Here is an 11,210-nt window from a genome sequence, read left to right on the forward strand (position 1 = left end):
GTCGCCGGGTCCGGCATGGGTGGCGAGCTGCATGGTCACCCGCGCTGTGAGGCCGACCGGCTGGCCGCGCATTTCGATCTCGCCGACATGCACGCCTTGCCCGCTTGCCACGCCGATCTGCTGCGCCGCATCGCGCAGCGCCGCTGCGCAGCGTATGGCGCGCGCCGGCCCGTCGAAACGAGAGATCATCAATTCGCCATGTGTGCCGGCAATCCGCCCACCATGGCGGCCCACCAGCAGCCGCCATGTTTCCTGGAAGCGTTGGCTGCGCTCGCTCCACATGCGGTCGCCCAGCTTGGCGGTGTCGAAGATGCGCGTCACCAGCAGCGCGGCAAGCACCCGCTCGGTGTCGGCCACCGCCGGCTGGCCGGTCAGGCACTCCTCGATCAGGTCGGCCACCCGGTCGACGTCCCCGGTCCAGATCGGATGGTCGCGGCCGGGTATCTCAACAAGCCGGGCGCCTCGAATCTTCTTGGCAAGGAAGCGGCTGGCCTCCGGATCGACGCGCGCGTCATTGCGGCGATGGATCAGCAGCGTCGGCGCGTTGATCGCGGACAGAATGCCGCGCACGTCGATGTCTGCATTCATGCGGGCAAGGGCTGCCGCGGCCGTCGGGCCGGCCGACAGCCGTTCGAACCGTGCCCACCACCGGGCGAAATGCGTGTCATCCACCCGGCCTGGCGCGAAATTGGGCAAGGTCGCGCCGGTGCCCCAGCAAGTCTCGGCAATCTCGATGAAGGCTTCCAGGCGCTCCGGCGGCATTACCCATTTGTGGAAATGCGCATAACCGCCATAGAGCACGAGTGCCCGCGTCCGCTCCGGATAGGTAGCGGCAAACAGCATCGCCATCGGTGCGCCTTCCGAAGCGCCAAGAATCGCCGCGCGGCCGCTGCCGGTGGCGTCCATCACCGCGCGCACGTCATCCATGCGGGTTTCCAGGCCGGGCAGATGACGGTTGTCCACTCGGTCCGAAAGCCCGGTGCCGCGTTTGTCGAACAGAATCAGCCGTGAGAAAGCCGAAAGCCGCTTCAGCAGGCGGCTGTAACCCTCGTCTTCCCATTGGAGGTCGAGATTGGAGATGAAGCCGGGGACGAAGACGAGATCGAACGAGCCTTGGCCGACCACCTGATAGGCGATCCGCACATCCCCGCTACGGGCATATCTGGTCTCGATCGGCCTCACGCAACTACCCCGCCCGGCCAGACGATCTCCTGTCCTCAACCATAGCAGAGGCAGCCGGCTTGCGGCAGCGAAACTTTAGAGAGCGGAAATATAAGACCTTTGGCGCCGATGCGGCCCTGAGGCCCTACTTGTGCGGAATGGCGCCCTCGGCCTCCGCAGGCTTGCTGTAACCGAGGCTCTTGTCGGCCTGCTCTGCCGTCAGCGGACGCTTGATCTTGGCGGAGGCGGCGATCACCAGCTCGTCGAAATCTTCCGGGTCGCCGTCCAGCAGCTCGAAGAACTGCCGCCGCATCCTGGGCTCCCAGAATTTGTTGATGTGCTCGGCAACGCCGGCAATGCCTTCCTCGTGCGGCTTCGAATGGAAGAAGGTGGCGATCTGATTGGCCATGCGCACCAGCTTTTCCTTGGTGCTGGCGATGTGGTCTTCGTCATGCGACATGCTTGGCAACTCCGCAAGCCACCCGTTCCGGGTGGGTGAAAATATCGAAATCGTCGCCGCGCACCAGCGCTACCAGCGTCATGCCGGCGGACTCGGCGGTACGGATGGCAAGCGCGGTCGGCGCCGAAACCGCCATGATGATCGGGGCACCGATGGCGGCGGTTTTCTGCACCATCTCCACCGACACGCGCGAGGTGACCACGACGGCGCCGCTCGCGCCGTCGATGCCGGCTTTGGCCAGCGCGCCGGCGAGCTTGTCCAGCGCATTGTGGCGGCCGACATCCTCGCGCGCCATCACGATACCTTTGCCGGGAACGTAGAAGCCGGCAGCATGCACCGCCCCGGTCTCGGTGTGCAGCGGCTGCTGCTTCGACAGCAGCTTGACCGACCGCGTGAGGTCTTCGGCGTCGAGCGTAAGCTTCGACGAACCGACCGCGTCGACCGACCGCATCGCTTCCTCGATGGATTCGATGCCGCACAGGCCGCAGCCGACCGGCCCGGCAAGCCGGCGCCGTCGCGCCTGGAAGCGCGTGTTGGCCCGGTCCTTCAGCTTGATCTGGATGTCGATGCCGGCGCCGAGATCCTCGACTTCGATCGCCTCGATCTCTGCCGGGTCGGCAACGATGCCTTCGGTGAGCGAGAAGCCGAGCGCGAAATCCTCGAAATCGGCCGGGCTCGCCATCATCACCGCATGGGTGGTGCCGGCATAGGAGAACGCGACCGGCGTCTCCTCCGGCACCATGCGGTTCGCAGCCGCCGTGCCGCCGGCACGACGCGCCAGCCGCGAGATTTGCGTCGTGGCTTTGCGGCGCGCGGCCAAGACTACTCCGCCGCTTCCAGCGGGGCGATGCGGCGGCTCTGCTTGGCCTGCTCGTTATAGTCCCTCTGCCACTCGGTCGGGCCGTTGGATGGCGCCACCTGCACGGCGGTGACCTTGTATTCCGGACAATTGGTCGCCCAGTCCGAGAAGTCGGTCGTGATCACATTGGCTTGCGTGTCCGGGTGGTGGAAGGTCGTGTAGACGACGCCGGGCGACACGCGGTCGGTGATCAGCGCGCGCAGGGTGGTCTCGCCCGAACGGCTCGCCAGCCGCACCCAGTCGCCCTCGCGGATACCGCGGTTCTCGGCGTCGTGCGGATGGATCTCCAGCCGATCTTCGGCATGCCAGGCGACGTTTTCGGTACGCCTGGTCTGCGCACCGACATTGTACTGCGACAGGATACGCCCGGTGGTGAGCAGCAGCGGGTAGCGCGGGCCGGTCCGCTCGTCCGTCGCGACATATTCGGTGCGGATGAACTTGCCCTTGCCGCGCACGAAGCCGTCGACATGCATGATCGGCGTGCCGAGCGGTGCCTTCTCGTTGCAGGGCCACTGCACCGATCCGACACGGTCGAGCAGCTCGAAGGAGACGCCGGCGAAGCTCGGCGTCGTCTTGGCGATCTCGTCCATGATCTCAGACGGGTGCGTGTAGTTCCAGTCGAGCCCAATGGCGCGGGCGAGCTCCTGCGTCGCCTCCCAGTCGGCGTAGCGGGCCTTCGGCTCCAGCACCTTGCGCACCATGTTGATGCGGCGCTCGGCATTGGTGAAGGTGCCGTCCTTCTCCAGGAAGGTCGAGCCCGGCAGGAAGACATGCGCGTAGTTTGCCGTCTCATTGAGGAAGAGGTCGTGCACCACCACGCATTCCATCGCGGCCAGCCCTGCGGCGACATGCTTGGTATCGGGGTCGGACTGCAGGATGTCCTCGCCCTGGATGTAGATGCCCTTGAACGAGCCGTCGACGGCGGCATCCAGCATGTTGGGGATGCGCAGGCCGGGCTCTTCGTCCAGCTTCACGCCCCACAGGCTTTCATAGATGTCGCGCACGGCTTCGCCGGAGATATGGCGATAGCCCGGCAGCTCATGCGGGAAGGAACCCATGTCGCAGGAGCCCTGGACGTTGTTCTGGCCGCGCAGCGGGTTCACGCCGACGCCCGGACGGCCGATATTGCCGGTGGCCATGGCAAGGTTGGCGATCGCCATCACCGTGGTCGAGCCCTGGCTGTGCTCGGTGACGCCGAGGCCGTAATAGATCGCGCCGTTGCCGCCCCTGGCGTAAAGGCGCGCGGCACCCCGGATCGCTTCAGGATCGACGCCGGACAGCTTGCCGACCGTCTCGGGGCTGTTTTCCGGCAGGGCGACGAAGGACGCCCAGTCCTGGAACTCGGCCCAGTCGCAGCGCTCGCGGATAAAGGCTTCGTCGAACAGGCCCTCGGTGACGATGACGTGGGCCAGCGCCGTCAGCACCGCGACGTTGGTGCCGGGCTTCAGCGGCAGGTGGTAGTCCGCCTCGACATGCGCCGACTTCACCATCTCGGTGCGGCGCGGGTCGAGCACGATCAGCTTGGCGCCCTCACGCAGCCGCTTCTTCAGCCGCGAGGCGAACACCGGATGCGCCGTAGCGGGATTGGCACCGATGATGACGGCGACGTCGGTGTATTCGACCGAGTCGAAGTCCTGCGTGCCGGCCGAGGTGCCGTAGGTCTGGCCGAGGCCGTAGCCGGTCGGCGAATGGCAGACGCGCGCGCAGGTGTCGACATTGTTGTTGCGGAAGCCTTGCCGCACCAGCTTCTGGACGAGATAGGTCTCCTCGTTCGTGCAGCGCGAGGAGGTGATGCCGCCGATCGAGCCGCGTCCGTACTGGTACTGGATGCGGCGGAATTCCTTTGCCGTATGGGCGATCGCCTCTTCCCAGCTCACCTCGCGCCACGGATCGGTGATCTTCTCCCGGATCATCGGCGACAGGATCCGATCCTTGTGGGTGGCATAGCCATAGGCAAAACGGCCTTTGACGCAGGAATGGCCGTGGTTCGCCTTGCCGTCCTTGTAGGGCATCATGCGGATGACTTCGTCACCCTTCACTTCCGCCTTGAACGAGCAGCCGACGCCGCAATAGGCGCAGGTCGTGACGGCCGAGCGCTCCGGCATGCCCTTCTCGAGCACGGTCTTCTCGCGCAATGCGTCGGTCGGGCAGGCCTGCACGCAGGCGCCGCAGGACACGCATTCGGAAGCGATGAAATCCTCATGCATGCCGGCGACCATGCGGGACTCGAAGCCGCGGCCCTCGATGGTCAGCGCGAAGGTGCCCTGCACCTCTTCGCAGGCGCGCACGCAGCGTGAGCAGACGATGCACTGCGCCGGATCATAGGTGAAGTAGGGGTTGGACTCATCGCGGGCGATGTAGTCGACCGCCAGCGAGCCATGGCCGGGCGCCACGCCGCCTTCTTCCTTGACGTGGTTGCGGCCTTCGACGCCGTAGCGGTTCTCGGTCAGACCGACCGACTCCGCAACCGCGTCGAACTCGCTGGCGCCGGTTCCGGCCTTCTCGTTCCAGCCGGTCGGATGGTCGGAGACGTAGAGTTCCATGACGCCACGGCGGATGGCATCGAGCCGCTCGGACTGCGTGCGCACCACCATGCCCTCGCCGACCGGCGTCGTGCAGGATGCGGGCGTGCCGCCGCGGCCGTCGATCTCGACCAGGCAGACGCGGCACGAGCCGAAAGAGTCCAGCATGTCGGTGGCGCAGAGCTTCGGGATCTCGACCCCGCCTTCCATCGCCGCGCGCATGATCGAGGTGCCTTCCGGCACGGTGATGCTTTGCCCGTCGACGGTCAGCGTCACCTGCTTCGCCGCTCTCGACTCCGGCGTTCCGTAGTCGATCTCTTCGATGAGTGTCGGGAAGTCGGCTTTGATGTTCATCTGCCAGCTCCTATTCGGCAGCCACGCGCGTCGGCGCCGGCTTGAAATCCTCGGGGAAATGCGTGATCGAGCTCATCACCGGGTAGGGCGTGAAGCCGCCCAGGGCGCAGAGCGATCCGAACTTCATCGTGTTGCAGAGGTCGGTGACCAGAGCGAGGTTTTTCTCCGCCTCGATGCCCGCGGCGACCTTGTCCAGAACCTCCATGCCGCGCGTCGAGCCGATGCGGCAGGGCGTGCACTTGCCGCAGCTTTCGATGGCGCAGAACTCCATGGCAAAGCGCGCCTGCTTCATCATGTCGGCGCTGTCGTCGAACACGGTTATGCCGGCATGGCCGATCAGCCCGTCCTTGGCAGCAAAAGCCTCGTAATCGAACGGCGTGTCGAAAAGCGCGCGTGGGAAATAGGCGCCGAGCGGGCCGCCGACCTGCACCGCCTTCACCGGCCGCCCCGAAGCCGTGCCGCCGCCGATCTCGTCGACGATTTCGCCCAGCGTCAGGCCGAAGGCCGTCTCGAACAGGCCGCCATGCTTGACGTTGCCGGCGATCTGGATCGGGATCGTGCCGCGCGAACGGCCCATGCCGAAATCCTTGTAGTAGGCGGCGCCCTTGTCCATGATGATCGGCACGGAGGCCAGGCTGATCACGTTGTTGATCACCGTCGGCTTGCCGAACAATCCCTGGATCGCCGGCAGCGGCGGCTTGGCACGAACCACGCCGCGCTTGCCTTCCAAGCTGTTGAGCAACGAGGTTTCCTCGCCGCAGACATAGGCGCCGGCGCCGACGCGGATTTCCATGTCGAAGGCGTTGGGCGAGCCCAGCACATTGACGCCGAGCACGCCCGCCTTGCGGGCGATCGCGACCGCCTTGTTCATCGTCGCCACCGCATGCGGATATTCCGAGCGGATATAGACGAAGCCCTTCGTCGCGCCGGTGGCGATGCCGGCGATCGCCATCCCTTCGATCAGCACGAAGGGATCGCCCTCCATGATCATGCGGTCGGCAAAGGTAGCGCTGTCGCCCTCGTCGGCGTTGCAGACGATATACTTGCGTTCGGAATTCGTATCGAGAACCGTCTTCCACTTGATGCCGGTCGGGAAGCCGGCGCCGCCGCGGCCGCGCAGGCCGGACTCGGTCACCTGGTTCACGACGTCCGCCGGCGCCATGGCGACCGCGTTCTGCAGGCCTCTCAGACCGCCATGCGACTTATAGCTGTCGAGCGACAGCGGGTCGATGACGCCACAGCGCGCGAAGGTCAGCCGCGTCTGCTTGGCGAGGAAGGGGATCTTGTCTGGCGCACCCAGCCAGCGCTTGTGATGGCCACCCTTGAGGAAACCGCTGTCGAACAGGCTTTTCACGTCAGACGGCTTGACCGGCCCGTAGGCGACGCGGCCCTCGGCGGTCGCAACCTCGACCATCGGCTCCAGGAAATAGGCGCCGCGCGAGCCGTTGCGCACGATCTTGGCCTCGACCCCGCGCTCCTTGAGCTCCTTCTCGATCGCCCTGGCGACCTTTTCGGCGCCGAGCGCCAGAGCACCGGAATCGGCAGGGATGTAGATGCGCGGGATCATGAACGCACCTCCGCGACGATCTCTTCGATCTTCTCGTCGTCGAGCCGGCCGATCACTTCGCCGTCGAGCATCGCCGACGGCGAGCAGGCGCAAAGCCCGAGGCAATAGACCGGCTCCAGTGTAACCGATCCGTCGCGTGCGGTCTCGTGAAAATCGATGCCGAGCAGTTGCTTGACCTTGGTGGCGACGGCTTCCGAACCCATCGACTGGCAGGCTTCCGCCTGGCAGAGCTTCAGCACATGCCGGCCGGCCGGCTTGGCGCGGAAATCGTGATAGAAGGTGACGACGCCATGCACCTCCGCTCTCGAGAGGTTCAGCCCGTCGGCGATGACCGGAAGCGCCGCCTGCGGCACATGTCCGAATTCTTCCTGGATGCCGTGGAGAATCGGCAGCAACGGACCTTCGAGGTCCTTCAATTCCTCGATGATCGCCGCTATGCGCGACGCGATCTCGGTACTTGCAGGCTGCATCGGCATGCAGCGCCCTCCCTGGCCGTGGCGCCAACACATATGTCACCCCAAAATATAGAGCGGTTTTGGGGCAACGACATGCACAGGGCGCAATATCGCTAAGTCCTTATGAAATCAGAGGAAACCTCCGAGATCAATAAAGCAGTCTCGTCGCTTGATAGAAATTTTCTATCAGAAACGCTGAGCCCGCATTGTCTAGCCTAGCGGTGGGAACGGAAATCGTCTGCCAGCGCCATTGCCTCGTCCAGCAGCGCCTGCACCAGCGGCGTGTGCGGCTCGCGCGGCGCCGCCACCAGCCCGACCGTGTGGCTGGCATCCGGATCGACTATCGGAATGGCCCGGATCGGTTCGGAAAAGCCGAATGTTTCCGCAAGGTTGAGCGGCATGATCGACGACCACTTGCCGGTCCGGATATGCGAGAACAGCACGATCATCGAGTTGGATTCCAGTGTCGGCCGCACCTGCACGCCGGCTTCCGCCAGATGCTGGTCGATGATGCGGCGGTTCTGCATGTCCGGCGTCAGCAGGCAGAGCGGCAACTGGCTGATCTCTGCCCACGTCACTTTGTCGCGGTCGGAATAGGGGTTGCCGACTGCCGTGATCAGCTGGTAGCGCTCGTCATAGAGCGGCACGCTGGTTACCCGCCCCAGCGGCTCGTTGTCGAGATAGGTGATGCCGGCATCGACATCGAGATTGCCGAGCAGCGTCAGCACCTCGATCGAGGTCCGTGACAGCACCGAAAAGGTGACGCCGGGATGCTTGTCGCGGAATGGCGTCGTCAGCCGCGCCACCATGGCGAGCGCCGTCGGAACGGCGGCGATGCGGATGCGGCCGGACAGGCCGTGGCGCGCCGCCCGCATCTCCTCGCGCATGGTCCTTGAATCGCCGACGATGCGGCGCGCCCAAACCAGCACCTGCTTGCCTTCCGGCGTCAGACCCTGGAAACGCGAGCCGCGCAGCACCAGCATGACGCCGAGCTGCTCCTCGAGCTGCTTGATGCCGGCCGACAGCGTCGGCTGGGTGACGCCGCACACCTCGGCGGCGCGGCCGAAATGCTCTTCCCTGGCTAAAGCGATGAAGAATTCCAGCTTGTCGATCATGTCATCCGATCCACGGTCTGCCCAAGGTCGGGGAAATCGCTTTGCTTCGCAAGGCGGATGAACGATAGGATCTCATCCACATCTTTGAGCCGGCTTATCTGTTTTCCCGCGCCGCGCATGGCGCTATGTGGGGTAGGCGGAAGCAGGGAGGAGCAGATGCTGGGTTGGTTTCGCAGACTGTTGCCGCGCGAGGATCGCTTCTTCGAACTGTTCGAACGGCATTCGCGCACGGTGGTCGGCGGCGCCGAGGCGCTTGAGCAGCTTCTCCAGGGCCGGGACATCGACCGCTGGTGCCAGACGATCGTCGATCTGGAGGACGAAGCGGACGGGATCACCGCGGAGGTGCTGCTTGCCGTCAGGCGCTCCTTCATCACGCCCTTCGACCGCGGCGACATCAAGGATCTGATCCAGTCGATGGATGATGCCATCGATACGATGCACAAGGCCGTCAAGACGGTGAAATTGTTCGAGATGAGGGAATTCGATCCGCTGATGCGGGAAATGGGCAGCGTCATCGTCGAGGCCGCCCGCCTGGTAGCAGAGGCCATCCCACTGCTCGGCAAGGTTGGCGCCAACGCCGCGCGGCTGAACGCCATCGCCGAAGAAGTCATGCGCGTTGAGGGCCGCGCCGACGACCTGCACGAGCAGGGCCTGAAGGACCTGTTCAAGCGGCACGGCCGCAGCGACCCTATGGCCTACCTGATCGGCTCGGAGATTTACGGCCAGCTGGAAAAGGTGGTCGACCGTTTCGAGGACGTCGCTAACGAGATCAGCGGCATCGCGATCGAGAACGTCTAACAGATGGACGCCGCGATCGCCTTTCCCCTGCTGGTCGGCCTCGTCGCCGTGGCGCTGTTCTTCGATTTCCTCAACGGCCTGCACGATGCCGCCAACTCGATCGCGACTATCGTCTCCACCCGCGTGCTGAGGCCGCACTATGCCGTGTTCTGGGCGGCTTTCTTCAATTTCATCGCCTTCCTGTTCTTCGGTCTGCATGTCGCCGAGACGGTGGGAAAGGGCATCGTCGACGCCGAGATCGTGACCCCCGCAGTGATCTTCGCCGCGCTCATCGGAGCCATCGTCTGGAACATCGTCACTTGGATCGCCGGCATTCCGTCGAGCAGCTCGCATGCGCTGATCGGCGGGTTGGTCGGCGCCGGCGTCGCCAAGGCCGGCCCGGGGGCCATCGTCTGGTCCGGGCTCGGCAAGACGGCCGCGGCGATCGTGCTCTCGCCGGCGACCGGATTCGTGCTGGCGCTTGTCCTTATCCTCATCGTCTCATGGCTGTTCGTTCGGCAGACGCCGTTCGCGGTCGATAACAGCTTTCGCGTCCTGCAGTTCTTCTCTGCCTCGCTCTATTCGCTGGGGCACGGCGGCAATGACGCGCAGAAAACCATGGGCATCATCGCCGTGCTGCTCTATTCGCAAGGCATGCTCGGCCAGAGCTTCCACGTGCCGTTCTGGGTGGTCATCACCTGCCAGTCGGCATTGGCGCTGGGCACGCTCTTCGGCGGCTGGCGCATCGTGCACACGATGGGATCGAAGATCACTCGGCTGAACCCGATGCAAGGTTTTTGCGCCGAGACCGGCGGCGCGATAACGTTGTTCGCCGCCACCTGGCTCGGTGTCCCGGTCTCGACCACGCATACAATCACCGGCGCCATCATCGGCGTGGGTGCTGCCCGCCGCGTCTCGGCTGTGCGCTGGGGCATTGCCGGCAACATTGTCGTGGCGTGGGTGATCACCCTGCCGGCGACGGCGGCGATTTCGGCGTTGACTTACTTTGTCACGCGCCTGGCGGTCTGAGGCTGAAATCTACTCGCCGGCAAGACACAGTATATTGCCGTCCGGGTCCTTGAACCAGGCGACCTTCATGCCGTAGCCGACATGGACATCGCCCTCGAGCGTGAGCCCGGGCATCTCATAGCGCTCGAAGGTGACGCCCTTCGACTTCAGCGCCTGGACAATGGCACCGATCTGGTCGCCGACCGTCCAGGTCAACGCCGTCGCCTTGTTGGTACCGGCGAATTCTGAACGATAGACGTTGATCACCGTGTCGCCGCTTTTGTAGACGATCAGTTCTCCGGCCATGTCGTCGACAGGCTTGAGGCCCAGCGTTCCTTCGTAAAAGCCCTTTGCTCTCGAAAGGTCTTTCACCGCCACATTGGCCGCTGCGTTGCTGTTTGCGAGCATGACAGTCTCCTTTTCCGGTTGCCGTCGCTCATGGCAACCGAGATAGGGCCCCTGGATCGATTGGCCATGGCAATCGGCGGATCGGGACGCGCTAGGCAAATCCGACACCACCGGTCGTTTTCCGGAGCACGCCGGACGAGCCATTGCGCCACGGCTTGGTTCTGCCGGGAAACTGCACTATCTGGAACGCCAAACTCCGAGGAAAGACCATGGCTGTAACCAAGGAAACCGTCATCGAGCGCCTGAGGACGGTCAATGGACCGGACTTCACCGGCAACATCGTCGACCTCGGCCTGGTATCTGAGATTTTCATCGCCGATTCCAAGGTGTTTTTCTCGATTACCGTTCCCGCCGCCCGCGCCCAGGAGATGGAGCCGCTGCGCGCCGCCGCCGAGCGTGTCGTCAAGGCGATCCCCGGCGTCACCAACGCCGTCGTCGCGCTGACGGCGGAGAAGAAGGGCGGCGGCATGGAGGCGCCGGTTCGGCCGGCTTCGCAAGCAGCGTCGCCACGACCTGCTCCCCAG

The 11,210-nt window shown here is 64.7% G+C and carries 11 protein-coding genes; 3 read left to right on the forward strand and 8 right to left on the reverse strand.

All coding sequences use genetic code 11. The features are described 5' to 3' along the window. From EOA75_RS20555 to EOA75_RS20585, 7 genes are all read right to left on the reverse strand, one after another. Window positions 1-1,182, reverse strand: a 1,182-nt coding sequence (locus EOA75_RS20555; RefSeq protein WP_127325022.1) for an alpha/beta fold hydrolase, incomplete at its 3' end; no start/stop codon positions are given. 124 nt (window positions 1,183-1,306) lie between these two features. Next, entirely contained in the window at window positions 1,307-1,621 is a 315-nt protein-coding gene (locus EOA75_RS20560; protein ID WP_095777573.1) for a formate dehydrogenase subunit delta, read from the reverse strand. After that, on the reverse strand, window positions 1,611-2,441 hold the full coding sequence (fdhD, locus tag EOA75_RS20565; protein WP_127325023.1) for a formate dehydrogenase accessory sulfurtransferase FdhD: 831 nt from the start codon (window positions 2,439-2,441) through the stop codon (window positions 1,611-1,613). Before fdhD ends, EOA75_RS20560 begins: the two co-directional genes overlap by 11 nt. Before the next feature lie 2 nt (window positions 2,442-2,443). Continuing rightward, the gene (fdhF, locus tag EOA75_RS20570; RefSeq protein ID WP_127325024.1) at window positions 2,444-5,356 is read right to left on the reverse strand and encodes a formate dehydrogenase subunit alpha; all 2,913 of its coding nucleotides are present in this window, start codon (window positions 5,354-5,356) and stop codon (window positions 2,444-2,446) included. A 10-nt stretch (window positions 5,357-5,366) separates the two neighbouring features. Continuing rightward, entirely contained in the window at window positions 5,367-6,923 is a 1,557-nt protein-coding gene (locus EOA75_RS20575; protein WP_127214952.1) for an NADH-quinone oxidoreductase subunit NuoF, read from the reverse strand. After that, on the reverse strand, window positions 6,920-7,399 hold the full coding sequence (locus EOA75_RS20580; RefSeq protein WP_067003616.1) for a formate dehydrogenase subunit gamma: 480 nt from the start codon (window positions 7,397-7,399) through the stop codon (window positions 6,920-6,922). The genes EOA75_RS20575 and EOA75_RS20580 overlap by 4 nt, the downstream gene beginning before the upstream one ends. A 194-nt stretch (window positions 7,400-7,593) precedes the next feature. Beyond that, complete coding sequence (locus tag EOA75_RS20585) at window positions 7,594-8,493, reverse strand: LysR family transcriptional regulator (RefSeq protein WP_067003618.1); 900 nt, start codon at window positions 8,491-8,493, stop codon at window positions 7,594-7,596. Window positions 8,494-8,649: 156 nt separating this feature from the next. Between EOA75_RS20585 and EOA75_RS20590 the strand changes: the two genes are divergently transcribed. Further along, a complete protein-coding gene (locus EOA75_RS20590) occupies window positions 8,650-9,291 on the forward strand; it encodes a DUF47 domain-containing protein (protein ID WP_067003620.1) in 642 nt (213 codons plus the stop codon). 3 nt (window positions 9,292-9,294) lie between these two features. Then, on the forward strand, window positions 9,295-10,299 hold the full coding sequence (locus tag EOA75_RS20595) for an inorganic phosphate transporter (RefSeq protein WP_067324384.1): 1,005 nt from the start codon (window positions 9,295-9,297) through the stop codon (window positions 10,297-10,299). A gap of 9 nt (window positions 10,300-10,308) precedes the next feature. Here EOA75_RS20595 and EOA75_RS20600 read toward each other — a convergent pair whose 3' ends face one another. After that, window positions 10,309-10,686, reverse strand: a complete 378-nt coding sequence (locus EOA75_RS20600; RefSeq protein ID WP_067324386.1) for a VOC family protein — start codon at window positions 10,684-10,686, stop codon at window positions 10,309-10,311. Window positions 10,687-10,895: 209 nt separating this feature from the next. Here EOA75_RS20600 and EOA75_RS20605 point away from each other — a divergent pair. After that, on the forward strand, window positions 10,896-11,210 hold a 315-nt coding region (locus EOA75_RS20605; protein WP_164747470.1), incomplete at its 3' end, for an iron-sulfur cluster assembly protein.

The organism is Mesorhizobium sp. M1A.F.Ca.IN.022.07.1.1 (assembly GCF_003997575.1).
GTDB lineage: Bacteria > Pseudomonadota > Alphaproteobacteria > Rhizobiales > Rhizobiaceae > Mesorhizobium.

Excerpts from the sequence above, each read along its gene's own strand:
- EOA75_RS20560 (WP_095777573.1), bottom strand. The coding sequence starts at position 1,621 with ATGTCGCATGACGAAGACCACATCGCCAGCACCAAGGAAAAGCTGGTG.
- fdhF (WP_127325024.1), bottom strand. The coding sequence starts at position 5,356 with ATGAACATCAAAGCCGACTTCCCGACACTCATCGAAGAGATCGACTAC.
- EOA75_RS20575 (WP_127214952.1), bottom strand. The coding sequence starts at position 6,923 with ATGATCCCGCGCATCTACATCCCTGCCGATTCCGGTGCTCTGGCGCTC.
- EOA75_RS20580 (WP_067003616.1), bottom strand. The coding sequence starts at position 7,399 with ATGCCGATGCAGCCTGCAAGTACCGAGATCGCGTCGCGCATAGCGGCG.
- EOA75_RS20585 (WP_067003618.1), bottom strand. The coding sequence starts at position 8,493 with ATGATCGACAAGCTGGAATTCTTCATCGCTTTAGCCAGGGAAGAGCAT.
- EOA75_RS20590 (WP_067003620.1), top strand. The coding sequence starts at position 8,650 with ATGCTGGGTTGGTTTCGCAGACTGTTGCCGCGCGAGGATCGCTTCTTC.
- EOA75_RS20595 (WP_067324384.1), top strand. The coding sequence starts at position 9,295 with ATGGACGCCGCGATCGCCTTTCCCCTGCTGGTCGGCCTCGTCGCCGTG.
- EOA75_RS20600 (WP_067324386.1), bottom strand. The coding sequence starts at position 10,686 with ATGCTCGCAAACAGCAACGCAGCGGCCAATGTGGCGGTGAAAGACCTT.